Genomic DNA, 16252 nt, shown 5'->3' on the forward strand with positions numbered 1-16252 from the left:
CGAGATCGTGATGCCGCGGGCCTTCTCTTCGGGCGCGCCGTCGATCTGGTCGTAGGCCTTGAAGTCACCGAAATACTTCGTGATCGCAGCCGTCAGCGTCGTCTTGCCGTGGTCAACGTGGCCAATCGTGCCGATGTTAACGTGCGGTTTCGTGCGTTCGAACTTTGCCTTCGCCATGGGAAGGTCTCCTTCTGATAGGAAAGGGGCAAGGTCGGCCCCTGCCAGGATGGTATGAGTGTGGCGGGGTCGCCCCCGCCGCACCGATTAGGCGTATTTCTTCTGGATCTCTTCCGAGATGTTCTGCGGAACCGGATCGTAGTGATCGAACTGCATCGTGAACTGCGCGCGGCCCGAGGACATGGAGCGCAGCGTGTTGATGTAGCCGAACATGTTGGCCAGCGGCACGAAGGCGTCGATCGCGATGGCGTTGCCGCGCGTGTCCTGACCGTTGACCTGACCGCGACGGGACGTGAGGTCGCCGATGATACCACCGGTGTATTCCTCGGGCGTCACCACCTCGACCTTCATGATCGGCTCGAGCAGCTTGGCGCCAGCCTTCTTCATGGCTTCACGCATCCACGCACGGGCAGCGATCTCGAACGCCAGGACCGACGAGTCGACGTCGTGGAACTTACCGTCCAGCAGCGCGACCTTGAAGTCGATGACCGGGAAGCCCGCCAGCGGACCGGAGTCCATGACCGACTTCACGCCCTTTTCGACGCCGGGGATGTATTCCTTCGGAACGTTGCCGCCCACGACCTTGGATTCGAACGAGAAACCCTCGCCCGGCTCGGTCGGCGTGATGACCATCTTGACTTCGGCGAACTGACCCGAACCACCCGACTGCTTCTTGTGGGTGTAGGTGTGCTCGGCCTCGCGGTCGATCGTCTCACGGTAGGCAACCTGCGGCGCACCGATGTTCGCTTCGACCTTGAACTCCCGCTTGAGGCGGTCGACGAGGATGTCGAGGTGAAGTTCGCCCATGCCCTTCATGATGGTCTGACCGGACTCGAGGTCGGTTTCGACGCGGAAGGACGGATCCTCGGCGGCCAGACGGGCCAGACCGGCGGACATCTTCTCCTGGTCGGCCTTGGTCTTGGGCTCGACCGCGATCTCGATGACCGGATCGGGGAAGGTCATCGTTTCCAGAACGACCGGATCGGACGGATCACAGATGGTGTCACCCGTGGTGGTGTCCTTCAGGCCGGCCAGCGCGATGATGTCGCCTGCGAAGGCTTCCTCGATCTCCTCGCGGTTGATCGAGTGCATCATCATCATACGACCGACGCGCTCTTTCTTCCCCTTGGTGGAGTTGAGCATCGTCTCGCCCTTCTTGAGCACACCGGAGTAGATGCGCGTGAAGGTCAGCGAGCCGACGAAGGGGTCGTTCATGATCTTAAAGGCAAGGCCCGAGAACGGCATTTCGTCGTCCGCACGGCGGGGAATGACACGCTCTTCGTTCTCGTCGCCCGGCTTGAAGCCCATGTAATCGACAACGTCCAGCGGGCTGGGCAGGTAGTCGATGACGGCGTTGAGCAGGGGCTGAACACCCTTGTTCTTGAACGCGGAGCCGCAGAGGACGGGGATGAACTTGATGCCCAGCGTGCCTTTGCGGATCAGCGCGCGCAACGTGTCGACGTCCGGCTCCGCACCGTCCATCAGATAATTCTCCATGGCTTCGTCGTCCATCTCGACCGCGGTCTCGATGAGGTGCGCACGCCATTCGTCGGCCAGATCCTTGAGGCTGTCGCGGATCGGCTTCTTGACCCAGGACGCGCCCAGATCTTCGCCTTCCCAGACCCACTCTTCCATGGTGACGAGGTCGACCATGCCTTCCAGCTCGTTCTCGGCGCCGATCGGGATCTGGATCGGGGCAGGCGTGGCGCCCGTACGGTCCTTGATCATCTTGACGCAGTTGAAGAAATCGGCGCCGATCTTGTCCATCTTGTTGACGAACACGATCCGCGGAACCTTGTAGCGGTCGGCCTGACGCCAGACCGTCTCGGTCTGGGGCTCGACGCCGGCGTTGGCGTCCAGCACGGCGACGGCACCGTCGAGAACAGCCAGCGAACGCTCGACTTCGATGGTGAAGTCGACGTGGCCGGGCGTGTCGATGATGTTCATGCGGTATTTCGTGTCGGAGGTGCCGTCGTTGGTCGGCTCTTCCTGACGCTGCCAGAACGTGGTCGTCGCGGCGGACGTGATCGTGATGCCGCGCTCCTGCTCCTGCTCCATCCAGTCCATCGTGGCGGCGCCGTCATGGACCTCGCCGATGTTGTGGGATTTGCCGGTGTAGAACAGGATCCGCTCGGAGCAGGTGGTTTTCCCTGCGTCGATGTGGGCCATGATCCCGAAGTTACGGTATCGGGCGAGGGGATAGTCGCGTGCCATGAAGCTTGCCTCAGATAGCAGGAGAAAACGGGTTCGGGGGCCCCGTGTGGGCCCCCGTGGTATTGCTTAGATAAGCGCGAAACTCACCAGCGGTAGTGGCTGAATGCCTTGTTGGCATCGGCCATCTTGTGGGTGTCTTCGCGTTTCTTGACGGCCGAGCCACGAGACTGGACCGCGTCGATCAGCTCACCGGCCAGACGCTCTTCCATGGTGTTCTCGTTGCGGGCGCGGGCGGCCTTGATCAGCCAGCGGATGGCCAGGGCTTCGCGGCGCTCGGGGCGCACTTCGACGGGCACCTGATAGGTGGCACCACCGACGCGGCGCGACCGGACTTCGACCGACGGCTTGATGTTGTCGAGGCTCTCGGAGAAGACCTCGATCGGGGAGCGCTTGAGCTTGGTCTCGACCCGCTCCAGCGCGTTGTAGACGATGCGCTCCGCGGTCGATTTCTTACCGTCCAGCATCAGGTTGTTCATGAACTTGGTCAGAACCTTGTCGCCATACTTGGCGTCAGGCAGGACTTCGCGTTTTTCGGCGGCGTGACGACGTGACATGTCGTGTATCCTCTTGGCATGGGGCGGCGGGGTGATCCCCGCCCTATGGGTGACGGTAGGGCGGGGTGATCCCCGCCGTTCCCCTTACTTCGGACGCTTCGCGCCGTACTTCGAACGACGCTGGCGACGATCCTTGACGCCCTGCGTATCAAGCACACCGCGCAGGATGTGGTAGCGGACGCCGGGAAGGTCTTTCACACGACCGCCACGGATCAGGACCACGGAGTGCTCCTGCAGGTTGTGGCTTTCACCGGGGATGTAGCTGATGACCTCGAAACCGTTGGTCAGACGCACCTTGGCGACTTTCCGCATGGCCGAGTTCGGCTTCTTCGGCGTGGTGGTGTAGACGCGCGTGCAGACGCCGCGCTTTTGCGGGCACCCTTCAAGGTGCTGCGACTTCGATGTCTGACGCTTGGGCTGACGCGGCTTGCGGATCAGCTGCTGGATCGTGGGCATGTAGGGTGTCCCCGGTTGTTCATCTCAAATCTCTCGTTCGGTTCCGACCGACCAAAAGCGTGCGACCGCAGCACCCGGAATTCCGACCTGGGCAATGCGGTTGAGTGACAGAGGACGCGGGAAGCAGTATCCCGGATCTTGACCGACGGTTCTGGCTTGCCGGTCCCGGATGCTGAGCAACCGGACCGAATTGACGCAGCGCCTAAAGGAATCGCAGGTGGGTGTCAACTTGACTGTCGCGCCCGGTCGAACTTGTCACGCCCTGCCGCTGACGCCGGACACGATCGCCCTGCCGAAACGTCACAGATAGCTTGTCCTTCATGCCCTCGCGCGGCAGCGTGCAGGTCATGTCGGACCTTCAGATCCTCTTCGTCGTGCGTTTCGCCTATCCCGGCCCGGGCATGTTCCAGACGGAGCATGACAGCATCGCCGCACGTCAGGCCCACCTCTGGGCGCCCGAACGCATTGAGGCAAGGTTTCGCACGCTGGAGCATGTCTGCCTGCGGACCTTGCGGCAACAGACGGACGGAGGATTCCGCACGATCATCCTGACGGGCGATGCCCTGCCCCGGCCTCATGCCGACCGTCTGAGGGATCTGGCCGCCACGTTGCACGGGGCCGAAGCGGTCTTCTACCCCGCCAAGCAACAGCAGGACGCCCTGGCCGAGGTCATACGCCCCCGCGTCGATCGGGGCGGCCCGCCCGTGGCCTATATCCGGCAGGACGACGACGACGGTGTCGCGCGCCGTTTCGTCGCCCGCACACGCGAGGCGTTCCGCGATGTCGCCCCGCTGTTCGAGCGTCACGGCAAGCTGGCCCTCGATTTCACGAAAGGCATGCGTCTTCACCTGACCCCCGATGGCCCAAGGGTGCAGACCCTGCATGAAACCCACCTCGGCGTCGCACAGCCGGTCATCCTGCGGGCGTCGAACCAACGCACCGGCATTCATTTCCCGCATCACAAGCTGGGCCGATTGATGCCGTCCGTCACCCTTCCCGAAGTGCCTATGTGGGTGCGCGGGGTGGACGGAACGAACGATTCCCGCGTCCGCGATCGCACGAACCTTCTGAAGCCCGCGACCGATGAGGATCGCGCTGTTCTGACGGATCGGTTCGGCCTGGACCTTGACGCAATTGCCGGCAGCTTTCGCTGATGGGTCGGAGGGCGCTCTACCCGGCCTGCAACCCACCCGATGTGTCTCGGGACTAAGGAAGCTGGGCGCGTTTCCCTCAATGGGGCCTGAGGGGGCGGACCGGTGCGCGCGTTTCCCGCCAGAGTGTATAGATGCCCGTACCGGCAATCAGCGCGGCCCCGATCAGGGTCAATGGTGTCGGCCAATCCCCGAAGACGAGGTAGCCAAGCAGCAGGCCCCAGATCATCGCGGTATAGCGGAAGGGCGTGACGACCGCGACCTCACCCACGCGCATCGCCATGACCGAAAACAGGTAGCCGCCGAGGATGAATACACTGGCCAGCAGGACGACACCCCCCTGCCCGCCGGTCGGCATCTGCCATGTCTCGCGCAGCGACAGTGCAAGCCCCAGAAGGGTCACGCCGACGGCGGTGATCAGGGCGACCTTCAGGCTGGGCACTTCGGGCGACAGACGACGGGTTATCAAATCGCGCGCCGTGATGATCAGGACCGACAGGACGGCCAGCAGGGACCAGGAATTGAACCCCTCCGTTCCCGGCCGCACGATCAGGAGGACGCCGGCAAACCCGATCAGGATTGCCGTCCAGCGCCGCCACCCGACCGTTTCACGCAACAGCAGCGCACCGGCCGCCGTGATCGTCAGGGGCAAGGCCTGGAGAATGGCGGTGATGTTTGCCAACGGCATGTGGGTCAGTGCGATTATGAACGGTAGAAAGGCGCAAACCTCCGCGACCGAGCGGGCGACAACGCGACCACGGTCGCCCACGGGGATCGGACGGGTCAGCGCGCCGGTGCGCCACGCAAGGACGGTCAGCAGGATCGAGACGCCGACGCCGCGCAGGAATACGGCCTGAAACGTCGGCAGGCCTTCGGCCAGATACTTGATGCAGGCATCGTTGAAGGTGAAAGTCGCCATGGACGCCATCATCAACGTGGCGCCACGCAGGTTGTCGGTCACGTCAGCGGCCCCTTCGGCCCCATGTCGCGCCCGTCGCCGCGCGGCGCCTCGGGCATCAGCGAGATCGCGGCCTCGGGGTCCAGTCCGAACCGCTCCCCCAGCAGCTTGCGCCCACGTCGCGTCGCCATCTCAACCGCGTGCGGCGGGATGGAGCGGCCGCTGTCGTTGTGCTCGTGCAATGTGCGCAGGAACATGTAGTCGCGCCCCGGCTCCATGTAGGTGGGCACGTAGCAACCCAGCCGGCGGTGGTTATAGCGATAGATGCAGGTCGGCAGGTCGGCGGTCGTGATCATCGCACAGGCCAAGCCCAATGGCTGCGGCTCCCGAAACTCATGGAACGGCTGATCGGGGTCGTAGAGGTTCCAGTAGATGCCCCGGCTGAAGGCGATGGCATAGGGGTCATCGGCCAGCCCGGCGTGCAGGGTGCGGTCCGCGATGTCGCGTGTGCGGGCAATGTAATCGGTGGCGACGGCGTCGTCGTCATCGATACGGAAGCCCGTGATATGGGTCGTGCCCTCATCCGTGCCGCGCCGGAAACTGCGCTTGGCCGCCGCGAGCGCCCCCATGCGGTCGAGGAAGACGATCTTCACCCAAGAATAGCGTTCCTCCAGCGTGCGCAGCTGCTTGCGCCAGCGCATCGGCAGGCTGGTGCCTGACAGGATGACTAGGCGGAAATCCATGTCCGTTTGCGCGGCAAGGGACGGCAGCGTGATCGTCTCGAGGTAGATGAAGCGCTGCAACAGGCGGGGTTCATCGTAGAGATGCGCCTCGAGCGCGGCCTCGTCCATCTGGCTGACGGCGAACCCCTCCTTCGCCGGATAGGAAAAGCGCATGACGCCGATGATCTGGTTGCGAATGGCCATGGGAGGTTCGTTGCACGGGGCGCGGGCCGGGGCAAGAAGGGTGACGGGCACGAAAAAGCCCCGCCGGATCGCTCCGGCGGGGCGGTTGTCTTGCGCGGTCCTGCGACCGGCTTATTCGTCGTCGGCCGAGGTCGTGGCCGGTGCCGGCTTGAACACGTCGTCCGCCGAGGTCGTCGGCTCGGGCGCGGCAAGTGCCGCGGCCTTCTCGGCCTCGATCCGGGCGGCTTCGATGACGACGCTGTCGCGCTTGGTGGCGATGGCGCGCATCTCCTGCGTGGCGCCACCGGTGCCCGCCGGGATCAGGCGACCCACGATGACGTTCTCCTTCAGGCCGACCAGCTTGTCCTTCTTGCCCTGCACCGACGCCTCGGTCAGAACGCGCGTCGTCTCCTGGAAGGAGGCGGCGGAGATGAACGAACGGGTCTGCAACGACGCCTTCGTGATGCCCAGCAGGATCGGCTCGGCTTTGGCAAGGCGGTCGCCCCGCTTTTCGGCCTTGGCATTCGCCTCGACCAACTCGGCCTTGTCGACGTTCTCACCCTTGAGCAGCGTGGTATCACCCGAGTCCAGGATCTCCCACTTCTGCAGCATCTGGCGGACGATCACCTCGATGTGCTTGTCGTTGATCTTAACGCCCTGCAACCGGTAGACGTCCTGCACCTCGTCGATGAGGTAGTCGGCCAAGGCCTCTACCCCGAGGATGCGCAGGATGTCGTGCGGCGCGGGGTTGCCGTCCATGATGTAGTCACCGCGCTGGATGAAGTCGCCCTCACCCACCGGGATGTGCTTGCCCTTGGGCACCATGTAGTCGATCGGCTCCAGGCTCTCATCCTCGGGGATGACAGTGATCCGGCGCTTGTTCTTGTAGTCCTTGCCGAACTTCACATAGCCGTCGGCCTCCGCGATGATCGCGTTGTCCTTGGGCTTGCGGGCCTCGAACAATTCCGCCACCCGCGGCAGACCGCCGGTGATGTCCTTGGTCTTGGTGCCTTCGCGCGGGATACGCGCCACGACGTCACCGGCCTTGAGCTGCTGGCCGTCCTCGACCGACAGGATCGCATCCACCGACATGGTGTAGGTCAGCGGATTGCCGGCCTCGTTGCGCACAGGCTCTCCGTCCTCGCCCGCCAGGATGATCTCCGGCTTGAGCTCGTTGCCCTTGGGGGCGGAGCGCCAGTCGGTGACGATCTTCTGGGTCATGCCGGTCGCGTCATCGGTCTCGTCCCGGACGGAGATGCCCGCGTAGAGATCGACGAACTTCGCCTTGCCGTCGGCTTCGGCGATGATCGGCAGCGTGAAGGGGTCCCACTCGAACAGCTTGTCGCCGCGCGCAACTTCCTGGAACTCGGTGACGTGCAGAACCGTACCGTAGCCCAGCTTGTGCGACGTCAGCTCCTCACCCGCAGCATCGAGGATCGCGATGGACATGTTGCGGCCCATCACGAGGACCTGACCGGCGTCGTTGGTCAGGACGTTGCTGTTGCGGAACTCGACCTTACCGGCGGCAGAGGCCTCCATGAAGGACTGCTGACCACCCTGGGCAACGCCGCCGATGTGGAAGGTCCGCATCGTCAGCTGCGTGCCCGGCTCACCGATGGACTGGGCCGCGATGATGCCAACGGCCTCACCAAGGTTCACCTTGGTGCCGCGCGCCAGGTCACGACCGTAACAGGTCGCGCAAACGCCCTCCTCGGCCTCACAGGTCAGCGGCGAGCGGATACGCATCGTTGCGACGTTGGCCGCCTCGATGGCATCTGCCTTGCGCTCGTCGATCAACTCACCTGCATGACAGATGATGTCCTCGGTGCCCGGCGCATAGACGTCGTCCGCCGAAACACGGCCAAGGATACGCTCCGCCAGCGAGGCGACGACTTCACCGTCGTTGACCGCGGCAGATGCCGTGATCGCCTTTTCGGTGCCGCAGTCATCCATGCGAACGATGCAGTCCTGGGCCACGTCAACCAGACGACGGGTCAGGTAACCGGAGTTGGCCGTCTTCAGGGCCGTATCCGACAGACCCTTGCGGGCGCCGTGGGTCGAGTTGAAGTATTCAAGAACGGTCAGACCTTCCTTGAAGTTCGAGATGATCGGCGTCTCGATGATGTCGCCGTTCGGCTTGGCCATCAGGCCGCGCATGCCGCCCAGCTGCTTCATCTGCGTAACCGAGCCACGCGCACCGGAGTGCGCCATCATGTAGACCGAGTTCGGCTCGTTCTCGGCGCCGTTGGCATCTTCGCCCGCGATCGAGATCGTGGACATCATCGCCTCGGTGACCTTGTCGTTACACTTCGACCAGGCATCGACCACCTTGTTGTACTTTTCGCCCTGAGTAATCAGGCCGTCCATGTACTGCTGCTCGAAATCCTTGACCAACTCGCGGGTCGCATCGACGATCGGCCACTTGTTGTCGGGCACGACCATGTCGTCCTTGCCGAACGAGATGCCGGCCTTGAACGCTTCGCGGAAGCCGAGGGTCATGATCTGGTCGCAGAAGATGACCGACTCCTTCTGACCGCAGTAGCGGTAGACCGTGTCGATGACCTGCTGCACCTCTTTCTTGCGCAGAAGGCGGTTCACCAGTTCGAACGGCGCCTTGGCATTCAGCGGCAGCATGGACCCGAGACGCACGCGACCCGGCGTGGTCTCGTAGATCTTGAAGACCTCTTCGCCCATCTCGTCGATCTCGGTGATGCGGGCCTTGATGCGGGCGTGCAGATGCACTTCGCCCGCGTCCAGCGCATGCGTCACCTCGTCGATGGACGAGAAGGTCATGCCTTCGCCCTTCATGCCCTTGCGGTCCATGGAGACGTAGTAAAGCCCGAGGATCATATCCTGCGACGGCACGATGATCGGTGCACCGTTGGCCGGCGACAGAACGTTGTTCGTGGACATCATCAGAACACGGCATTCCAGCTGAGCCTCGAGGGACAGCGGAACGTGGACGGCCATCTGGTCACCATCGAAGTCGGCGTTGAAGGCCGAGCAGACGAGGGGGTGAAGCTGAATGGCCTTGCCTTCGATCAGAACCGGCTCGAACGCCTGGATGCCGAGACGGTGCAGCGTCGGCGCACGGTTCAGCATGACGGGGTGCTCGCGGATCACCTCGTCCAGGATATCCCAGACCTCGGGGCGCTCCTTCTCGACCAGCTTCTTGGCCTGCTTGACCGTCGACGACAGGCCCTTGGCCTCCAGCCGTGAATAGATGAACGGCTTGAACAGCTCCAGCGCCATCTTCTTGGGCAGGCCGCATTGATGCAGCTTCAGCTCCGGCCCCGTCACGATGACCGACCGGCCCGAGAAATCGACCCGCTTACCCAGAAGGTTCTGGCGGAAGCGGCCCTGCTTGCCTTTGAGCATGTCGGACAGCGACTTCAGCGGGCGCTTGTTGGCGCCCGTGATGACGCGGCCACGACGGCCGTTGTCGAACAGCGCGTCAACGGATTCCTGCAACATCCGCTTTTCGTTGCGGACGATGATGTCGGGCGCGCGCAGCTCGATCAGCCGCTTCAGGCGGTTGTTGCGGTTGATGACGCGGCGATACAGGTCGTTGAGGTCGGAGGTCGCGAAACGGCCACCGTCCAGCGGCACCAGCGGACGCAGCTCGGGCGGGATGACCGGGATCACGGTCAGGATCATCCATTCCGGGCGGTTGCCCGACTCGATGAAGGACTCGACGATCTTCAGGCGCTTGATGATCTTCTTGGGCTTGAGCTCACCGGTCGCCTCTTTCAGGTCCTCGCGCAGCGTGGCGGCTTCCTGCTCCAGGTCGATGGCGGCCAGCATCTCGCGGATGGCTTCCGCGCCGATGTTGGCCTGGAACGCGTCGGCGCCATAGGCGTCCTGCGCGTCCATGAACTCCTCTTCGGACATCAGCTGACCGTATTCGAGGTCGGTCAGACCCGGCTCGATCACGACGTAGTTCTCGAAGTAGAGAATCCGCTCCAGATCGCGCAGCGTCATGTCCAGCATCAGGCCGATGCGGGAGGGCAGCGACTTGAGGAACCAGATGTGCGCGACGGGCGAGGCCAGTTCGATGTGGCCCATCCGCTCGCGGCGGACCTTTTGCAGCGTGACTTCCACACCGCATTTCTCGCAGACGACGCCGCGATACTTCATGCGCTTGTACTTGCCGCACAGGCATTCGTAGTCCTTGATCGGACCAAAGATGCGCGCACAGAACAGGCCGTCACGCTCGGGCTTGAACGTGCGGTAGTTGATGGTCTCGGGCTTCTTGATCTCACCATAGGACCACGAGAGGATCCGCTCGGGCGAGGCCAGCGAGACCTTGATTTCGTCGAACACCTTTTGCGGGGCGATCGGGTTGAACGGGTTGTTCGTCAGTTCCTGGTTCATTTGGTAACCTTTTGAAAAGGGGCGCGTGGGGAAGCGATGGGCGGGGTGATCCCCGCCCGGCAAGTGACGGTCGAAACCGTCACTCGCTGTCTTCCTCCGCATCCAGGAGTTCCATGTTCAGGCCGAGACCGCGGACTTCCTTGACGAGCACGTTGAAGCTCTCGGGAACGCCCGCCTCGTAGTTGTCCTCGCCCTTGACGATGCTCTCGTAGACCTTGGTCCGGCCCGCGACGTCATCCGACTTGACCGTCAGCATTTCCTGCAGGGTGTAGGCGGCGCCGTAGGCCTCGAGGGCCCAGACCTCCATCTCACCGAAGCGCTGACCACCGAACTGCGCCTTACCACCCAGCGGCTGCTGCGTGACGAGCGAGTACGGCCCCGTGGAACGGGCGTGGATCTTGTCATCCACGAGGTGGTGCAGCTTGAGCAGGTATTTCACGCCAACGGTGACCTGACGGCTGAACTTCTCGCCCGTACGTCCGTCGAACAGGTCCGACTGACCGGAGGTCGAGAACCCGGCACGGGTCAGGGCGTCGTTGACGTCCCCTTCCTTGGCACCGTCGAACACCGGCGTGGCAATCGGAACACCCTTGGTGACATTGCCCGCCGCCTCGAGGAAGCCTTCCTCGGACATCTCGGCCAGCCAGTCTTCGTAGGCCTGCTCACCATAGGCGATCTTCATCGCGTCACGCACGGGGGTCATGTCGCCGGAACGGCGATATTCGTCCAGCGCATCATCGATCTGAATGCCCATGCCGCGTGCGGCCCAGCCCATGTGCGTCTCCAGGATCTGGCCGACGTTCATGCGCGAAGGCACACCCAGCGGGTTCAGCACGAAATCGACCGGCGTGCCGTCACCGAGGAAGGGCATGTCCTCCATCGGAACGACCTTGGAGATGACGCCCTTGTTGCCGTGACGGCCGGCCATCTTGTCGCCCGGCTGAAGCTTGCGCTTCACCGCGATGAAGACCTTGACCATCTTCATCACGCCCGGCGGCAGGTCGTCGCCGCGGCGGACCTTCTCGACCTTGTCCTCGAATCGTGCGTCCAGACCACGCTTGAGCACTTCGTACTGCTCGTTCAGGGCCTCGACCTGCTGGGCGTCTTCCTCGCCTTCCAGCGCCAGCTGCCACCACTGGCCAAAGGACAGGTCGGACAGGACATCGTCGGTGATGACGGTGTTCGGCTTGACGCCCTTGGGGCCTTTCACGGCGGTCTTGCCCGCAATCATCCCGCGCAGACGCGCATAGATGTTGCGGTCGAGGATTTCACGCTCGTCGTCGCGGTCGCGGGCAAGGCGTTCCACCTGCTCGCGCTCGATCTGGAGGGCGCGCTCGTCCTTCTCGACGCCATGACGGTTGAAGACACGCACCTCGACCACGGTGCCGTAGTCGCCCGGCTTCACCCGCAGCGAGGTGTCGCGCACGTCCGATGCCTTTTCGCCGAAGATGGCGCGCAGGAGCTTTTCTTCCGGCGTCATCGGGCTTTCACCCTTGGGGGTGATCTTGCCCACGAGGATGTCGCCCGGCTCTACGTCCGCACCGATGTAGACGATCCCGGCCTCGTCGAGGTTGCGCAGGGCTTCCTCACCGACGTTCGGAATGTCGCGCGTGATCTCCTCCGGCCCGAGCTTGGTGTCACGCGCGGCGACTTCGAATTCCTCGATGTGGATCGAGGTGAAGACGTCGTCACGGGCAATCCGCTCGGAGATGAGGATGGAGTCCTCGTAGTTGTAGCCGTTCCACGGCATGAAGGCGACGACGACGTTCTTGCCGAGCGCCAGCTCCCCCATGTCGGTCGACGGACCGTCGGCCAGAACCTCGTTCTTGCGAACGGTATCGCCCACCTTCACCAGCGGACGCTGGTTGATGCAGGTGTTCTGGTTGGAGCGCTGGAACTTGCGCAGACGATAGATGTCCACGCCCGCGTCGCCCAGGGCCAGGTCTTCGGTCGCACGCACAACGATACGCTGGGCATCGACCTGGTCGATGATCCCGCCGCGCTTGGCCATGATGGACGCGCCGGAATCGCGCGCCACAACGGCTTCCATGCCGGTTCCCACGAAAGGTGCATCCGCCTGCAACAGGGGCACGGCCTGACGTTGCATGTTCGAACCCATCAGGGCGCGGTTGGCGTCGTCGTTTTCAAGGAACGGGATCAGCGCGGCAGCAACGGAGACCAGCTGCTTGGGCGACACGTCGATCAGGTCGACGTTGTCACGCGATTGCAGCATGTAGTCGCCCGATTGACGCGTGCTCACCAACTCGTTGGCGAAGCGCCCGTCCTCGGTCATCTGCGCGTTGGCCTGCGCCACCGTGTGACGCATTTCCTCGGTCGCCGACATGTACTGAACGTCGTCGGTCACGACACCGTCGACCACCTTGCGGTAAGGGGTCTCGATGAAGCCGTACTTGTTGACGCGCGCGAAGGTCGCGAGGCTGTTGATCAGACCGATGTTCGGGCCTTCCGGCGTCTCGATCGGGCACATGCGACCATAGTGGGTCGGGTGCACGTCGCGCACCTCGAAGCCCGCACGTTCGCGCGTCAGACCACCCGGCCCGAGGGCCGACAGGCGACGCTTGTGCGTCACTTCGGACAGCGGGTTCGTCTGGTCCATGAACTGCGACAGCTGCGACGAACCGAAGAATTCGCGCACCGCGGCGGCAGCAGGCTTCGCGTTGATCAGGTCCTGCGGCATGACCGTGTCGATCTCGACGCTGGACATACGCTCCTTGATGGCGCGCTCCATCCGCAGCAGGCCGACGCGATACTGGTTTTCCATCAGTTCGCCGACCGACCGCACGCGGCGGTTGCCGAGGTGGTCGATGTCGTCGATGTCGCCGCGCCCGTCGCGCAGCTCCACCAGGGCCTTGATACAGGCCATGATGTCTTCGTCGCGCAGGGTTCGGACGGTGTCGTCGGCATCCAGTGCGAGGCGCATGTTCATCTTGACCCGGCCCACGGCCGACAGGTCGTAACGCTCACTGTCGCGGAACAGCTGGTCGAACAGGGTCTGCGCGGCCTCGACGGTGGGCGGCTCGCCCGGGCGCATGACGCGGTAGATATCCATGAGCGCGGTTTCGCGACCCATGTTCTTGTCCGCCGCCATGGTGTTGCGCATGTACGGACCGACAGAGACGTTGTCGATGTCGAGAACCGGGATCTCTTCGACACCCGCGTCCAGCAGCTCCTTCAGGGTGCCGCCCGAGACTTCGCCCGCCTTGTCGATTTCCCACGTCAGCTCATCACCGGCCTCGGCGTAGATCGCGCCGGTTTCCTCGTTGATGATGTCGCGCGCGGCGAATTTGCCGACGATCGCGTCGAACGGCACGAGGATATCGTTGATACCCCCCTCTTCGCGCAGCTTCTTGACCTGGCGCGGCGTCACTTTCTTGCCCGCCTCGATCACGATCTCGCCGCTGTCGGCGTCGATGATGTCCATCGCGGGACGGGTGCCGGAATACCGCTCGGGGAAGAACTTGGTCGCCCAGCCTTCACCCTTGCGGTGCGTGTAGGTCACGGTGTCGTAATAGGCATCCATGATGCCTTCCTGATCCATGCCGAGCGCATAGAGCAGCGTCGTCACCGGCAGCTTGCGGCGACGGTCGATGCGGCAGAACACGAGGTCCTTCGCGTCGAACTCGAAGTCCAGCCAGGACCCGCGGTAGGGAATGATGCGGCAGGCGAACAGCAGCTTGCCCGAGCTGTGCGTCTTGCCCTTGTCGTGATCGAAGAACACGCCGGGGGACCGGTGCATCTGGGAAACGATGACCCGCTCGGTGCCGTTGACGATGAAGGTGCCGTTCGGCGTCATCAGGGGCATGTCGCCCATGAAGACATCCTGCTCCTTGATGTCCTTGACGTCCTTCGCGCCAGTGTCCTCGTCGATATCCATGACGATCAGGCGCAGCTTGACCTTCAGCGGCGCGGCATAGGTCATGTCACGCTGCTGGCATTCGTCGACGTCGTACTTGGGCTCTTCCAGCTCGTAGCTGACGAACTCCAGCGTCGCGGTCTCGTTGAAATCCTTGATCGGGAAGACGGACTGGAACGTGCCCTTCAACCCTTCGCCGTCGACGGGCTGATCCTGATCGCCGGACCGCAGAAACAGGTCATAGGACGACTTCTGGACTTCGATCAGGTTCGGCATCGCGAGGACTTCGTCGATCTTGCCAAAATACCTGCGGATACGTTTGGAGGACGCTTGCGTCTGAGCCATGTGGTGGTCTCTTTCTTTCGGTTTCGCGCGCACGGGTGTCCGTCGGGCATCGGACGCCGTGGGCCAGCGAAGAGGTCGTTGAGGTCGGAACCATCTGGCGCATCGTCCCACGGACACGCCCCCGTTCCATCCTCCTGACCGGAAAAACCGCCATGCGCGGCTTTTCGAGACAGGAGAGGGTGGGACCGGATTGCCCGATCCCACCCAATCTTGGTGTCAGTAGCGGTGGGGCAAAGCCAACCGCCGTCCGATCACTTCAGTTCGACTTCGGCGCCGGCTGCTTCCAGCTTGGCCTTGATCTCTTCTGCTTCGGCCTTGTCGACGCCTTCCTTGACGGGCTTGCCGCCGGCTTCGACCAGGTCCTTGGCTTCCTTCAGGCCGAGACCCGTGATGCCGCGGACTTCCTTGATCACGTTGATCTTGGAGGCGCCGGCCGACTTCAGGATGACGTCGAATTCGGTCTGCTCTTCAGCAGCCGCGCCGGCGTCGCCAGCGGGACCGGCCATCATGACCGCGCCGCCAGCGGCGGGCTCGATGCCATACTCGTCCTTGAGGATGGTTTTCAGTTCTTGGGCTTCCAGCAGGGTCAGGTTGACGATGCTTTCGGCGAGTGCTTTCAGATCAGCCATTTTTCGATTTCCGTTCGTTTAGATGTGTTCCGGTGTCGTGCCATTCAAGACCACGACGAGGGATGACAGGTTTTGCCTCAGGCAGCTTTCTCTTCGATGGTCGAAAGAATGCTGGCGATGTTGGAAGCAGGCGCGCCAATGGCCCCGGCGATGTTGGAAGCAGGTGCACCGATGCAACCCACGATGGAGGCAATAAGCTCCTCGCGGCTCGGCATCTGAGCAACGGCCTTCACACCGTCGACGTCCAACGCGTTCTCGCCCATCGCACCGCCCAGGATCACCAGCTTCTGGTTTTCCTTGGCATATGCGTCGACCACCTTCGCCGCAGCGACGGGATCTTCGGAATAGGCGAGTACGGTCATGCCCGTCAGGTAGTCGGTGATGCTTTCCACCGGCTTGCCTTGCAGGGCGATCTTGGCGAGCTTGTTCTTGGCAACGCGTACAGACCCGCCCGCTTCACGCATGCGTGCGCGCAGGTCCTGCATTTCGGCAACTGTCATACCCTCGTAGTGGCTGACCACTACGACGCCAGAGCTTTCGAAGATCTGGCCGAGTTCGTCGACCAATTTCTCTTTCTGGGCTCTATCCACAGTTTCTCTCCAATAACCGCAAGTTACCTCGCGGATGGGGTTTCCCCCAGCTCATTTAGGATGGGCCTTACCATCCCTCTCAGGG

The 16252-nt window shown here is 63.1% G+C and carries 11 protein-coding genes; 1 reads left to right on the forward strand and 10 read right to left on the reverse strand.

What is annotated here, in order from left to right:
• The 4 genes from V6N07_RS15010 to rpsL all read right to left on the reverse strand — a co-directional run.
• A partial coding sequence (locus V6N07_RS15010) for a GTP-binding protein (protein ID WP_371157601.1) occupies nt 1–177 on the reverse strand: 177 nt, incomplete at its 3' end.
• A gap of 87 nt (nt 178–264) precedes the next feature.
• Nucleotides 265–2391 carry an elongation factor G gene (gene fusA / locus V6N07_RS15015; protein ID WP_371157244.1) on the reverse strand — a complete coding sequence of 709 codons (2127 nt, stop codon included), beginning with the start codon at nt 2389–2391 and terminating at the stop codon, nt 265–267.
• Nucleotides 2392–2474: 83 nt separating this feature from the next.
• Nucleotides 2475–2945 carry a 30S ribosomal protein S7 gene (rpsG, locus tag V6N07_RS15020; RefSeq protein ID WP_371157246.1) on the reverse strand — a complete coding sequence of 157 codons (471 nt, stop codon included), beginning with the start codon at nt 2943–2945 and terminating at the stop codon, nt 2475–2477.
• Nucleotides 2946–3029: 84 nt separating this feature from the next.
• Complete coding sequence (gene rpsL / locus V6N07_RS15025; protein ID WP_371157248.1) at nt 3030–3401, reverse strand: 30S ribosomal protein S12; 372 nt, start codon at nt 3399–3401, stop codon at nt 3030–3032.
• Between the two features lie 347 nt (nt 3402–3748).
• Here rpsL and V6N07_RS15030 point away from each other — a divergent pair, with 347 nt between their 5' ends.
• The gene (locus V6N07_RS15030) at nt 3749–4555 is read left to right on the forward strand and encodes a glycosyltransferase (protein WP_371157250.1); all 807 of its coding nucleotides are present in this window, start codon (nt 3749–3751) and stop codon (nt 4553–4555) included.
• Between the two features lie 76 nt (nt 4556–4631).
• Here V6N07_RS15030 and V6N07_RS15035 read toward each other — a convergent pair whose 3' ends face one another.
• The 6 genes from V6N07_RS15035 to rplJ form a co-directional block, all read right to left on the reverse strand.
• Nucleotides 4632–5513 (reverse strand): DMT family transporter, encoded by an 882-nt coding sequence (locus tag V6N07_RS15035; RefSeq protein ID WP_371157252.1) that lies wholly within the window; start codon nt 5511–5513, stop codon nt 4632–4634.
• Nucleotides 5510–6376: a glycosyltransferase gene (locus tag V6N07_RS15040; RefSeq protein ID WP_371157254.1), complete on the reverse strand. Its 867-nt coding sequence runs from the start codon at nt 6374–6376 to the stop codon at nt 5510–5512. Before V6N07_RS15040 ends, V6N07_RS15035 begins: the two co-directional genes overlap by 4 nt.
• 111 nt (nt 6377–6487) lie before the next feature.
• Nucleotides 6488–10729, reverse strand: coding sequence for a DNA-directed RNA polymerase subunit beta' (rpoC, locus tag V6N07_RS15045; protein WP_371157256.1), 4242 nt, complete (start codon nt 10727–10729; stop codon nt 6488–6490).
• 79 nt (nt 10730–10808) lie between these two features.
• Nucleotides 10809–14948, reverse strand: a complete 4140-nt coding sequence (gene rpoB / locus V6N07_RS15050) for a DNA-directed RNA polymerase subunit beta (RefSeq protein ID WP_371157258.1) — start codon at nt 14946–14948, stop codon at nt 10809–10811.
• Between the two features lie 251 nt (nt 14949–15199).
• On the reverse strand, nt 15200–15577 hold the full coding sequence (gene rplL / locus V6N07_RS15055; RefSeq protein ID WP_371157260.1) for a 50S ribosomal protein L7/L12: 378 nt from the start codon (nt 15575–15577) through the stop codon (nt 15200–15202).
• A 77-nt stretch (nt 15578–15654) separates the two neighbouring features.
• Nucleotides 15655–16167, reverse strand: a complete 513-nt coding sequence (gene rplJ, locus V6N07_RS15060) for a 50S ribosomal protein L10 (RefSeq protein WP_371157261.1) — start codon at nt 16165–16167, stop codon at nt 15655–15657.
• Nucleotides 16168–16252 lie beyond the last annotated feature (85 nt).

The organism is Jannaschia sp. 2305UL9-9 (genome assembly GCF_041403465.1).
Taxonomy (GTDB): Bacteria; Pseudomonadota; Alphaproteobacteria; order Rhodobacterales; family Rhodobacteraceae; genus Jannaschia.

What these genes read in the sequence shown, in the direction of transcription:
- rpsL (WP_371157248.1), bottom strand. Translation starts at nt 3,401, where the DNA reads ATGCCCACGATCCAGCAGCTGATCCGCAAGCCGCGTCAGCCCAAGCGT.
- rpoC (WP_371157256.1), bottom strand. Translation starts at nt 10,729, where the DNA reads ATGAACCAGGAACTGACGAACAACCCGTTCAACCCGATCGCCCCGCAA.
- rpoB (WP_371157258.1), bottom strand. Translation starts at nt 14,948, where the DNA reads ATGGCTCAGACGCAAGCGTCCTCCAAACGTATCCGCAGGTATTTTGGC.
- V6N07_RS15040 (WP_371157254.1), bottom strand. Translation starts at nt 6,376, where the DNA reads ATGGCCATTCGCAACCAGATCATCGGCGTCATGCGCTTTTCCTATCCG.
- rpsG (WP_371157246.1), bottom strand. Translation starts at nt 2,945, where the DNA reads ATGTCACGTCGTCACGCCGCCGAAAAACGCGAAGTCCTGCCTGACGCC.
- rplL (WP_371157260.1), bottom strand. Translation starts at nt 15,577, where the DNA reads ATGGCTGATCTGAAAGCACTCGCCGAAAGCATCGTCAACCTGACCCTG.
- fusA (WP_371157244.1), bottom strand. Translation starts at nt 2,391, where the DNA reads ATGGCACGCGACTATCCCCTCGCCCGATACCGTAACTTCGGGATCATG.
- V6N07_RS15030 (WP_371157250.1), top strand. Translation starts at nt 3,749, where the DNA reads ATGTCGGACCTTCAGATCCTCTTCGTCGTGCGTTTCGCCTATCCCGGC.